The sequence below is a fragment of the Rothia sp. HMSC062F03 genome, from assembly GCF_001836905.1.
GTDB classification, from domain to species: Bacteria; Actinomycetota; Actinomycetes; order Actinomycetales; family Micrococcaceae; genus Rothia; species Rothia mucilaginosa_A.
In genome coordinates this window covers 1-1,830 of the sequence record NZ_KV830857.1, presented here as the reverse complement: position 1 = coordinate 1,830, position 1,830 = coordinate 1, and the positions used below count along the sequence as shown (strand labels likewise).

1 rRNA gene is annotated in these 1,830 nt (G+C 53.2%); it reads left to right on the top strand.

Going from position 1 to position 1,830, the window contains the following annotated elements:
* A 23S ribosomal RNA gene (locus HMPREF2674_RS00005) occupies positions 1 to 1,830 on the top strand; the annotation flags it as partial.

Here is a 1,830-nt window from a genome sequence, read left to right as displayed (position 1 = left end):
TTTTGGATTGTTGGGTAGGGGAGCGTCGTGTGGCCGTTGAAGCTGCGGTGTAAACCAGTGGTGGAGGCTATGCGAGTGAGAATGCAGGCATGAGTAGCGAAAGATGAGTGAGAAACTCATCCGCCGGATGATCAAGGGTTCCAGGGTCAAGTTAATCTGCCCTGGGTTAGTCGGGGCCTAAGGCGAGGCCGACAGGCGTAGTCGATGGATAACGGGTTGATATTCCCGTACCGGTGAAGAACCGCCCATACTGATATTGTGATGCTAACCATGCGAAGCATGATGTGCAGGCTTTTGTTTGTGTGTTGTGTGGGTTGTGGGACCCGATCTTTGGAGGTAAACGTGTTAACAGGTGTGACGCAGGAAGGTAGCCAAGCCACGCGATGGTTGTCGTGGTCTAAGCGTGTAGGGTTGTCGGTTGTTAAATGCGCCGGCTGTGTGCCTGAGACGTGATGGGACCCTGTTTTTGGGGGATTTGGTGATCCTATGCTGCCGAGAAAAGCATCGGCGTGAGGTTTTAGCCGCCCGTACCCTAAACCGACACAGGTGATCAGGTAGAGAATACTAAGGCGATCGAGAGAATCATGGTTAAGGAACTCGGCAAAATGCCCCCGTAACTTCGGGAGAAGGGGGACCTTGAGCGTGATGGGCACTTGCTGTCTGGAGCGTGTATGGGTCGCAGAGACCAGGGGGAAGCGACTGTTTATCAAAAACACAGGTCCGTGCGAAGTCGTAAGACGATGTATACGGACTGACTCCTGCCCGGTGCTGGAAGGTTAAGAGGATTGGTTAGCTCTTTTGGGCGAAGCTGAGAATTTAAGCCCCAGTAAACGGCGGTGGTAACTATAACCATCCTAAGGTAGCGAAATTCCTTGTCGGGTAAGTTCCGACCTGCACGAATGGAGTAACGACTTCCCTACTGTCTCAACCATGAACTCGGCGAAATTGCAGTACGAGTAAAGATGCTCGTTTCGCGCAGCAGGACGGAAAGACCCCGTGACCTTTACTATAGTTTGGTATTGGTGTTTGGTTTGGCTTGTGTAGGATAGGTGGGAGACTGTGAAGCATGGACGCTAGTTTGTGTGGAGTCGTTGTTGAAATACCACTCTGGTCAATCTGGATGTCTAACTTCGGGCCATGATCTGGTTCAGGGACAGTGCCTGATGGGTAGTTTAACTGGGGCGGTTGCCTCCTAAAGTGTAACGGAGGCGCCCAAAGGTTCCCTCAGCCTGGTTGGCAATCAGGTGTTGAGTGTAAGTGCACAAGGGAGCTTGACTGTGAGACTGGCAGGTCGAGCAGGGACGAAAGTCGGGACTAGTGATCCGGCGGTACGTTGTGGAACGGCCGTCGCTCAACGGATAAAAGGTACCTCGGGGATAACAGGCTGATCTTGCCCAAGAGTCCATATCGACGGCATGGTTTGGCACCTCGATGTCGGCTCGTCGCATCCTGGGGCTGGAGTCGGTCCCAAGGGTTGGGCTGTTCGCCCATTAAAGCGGTACGCGAGCTGGGTTCAGAACGTCGTGAGACAGTTCGGTCCCTATCCGCTGCGCGCGTTGGAAATTTGAGAAAGGCTGTCCTTAGTACGAGAGGACCGGGACGGACGAACCTCTGGTATGTCAGTTGTACCGCCAGGTGCATGGCTGATTGGCTACGTTCGGGAGGGATAACCGCTGAAAGCATCTAAGCGGGAAGCCTGTTTCGAGATGAGATTTCCTGGCACTTTTTGGTGTGTGAGGCTCCTTATAGATGATGAGGTTGATAGGCCGGGTATGGAAGCGGGGACTGAAGACTCGTGGAGTTGACTGGTACTAATAGGCTGAAGGCTTA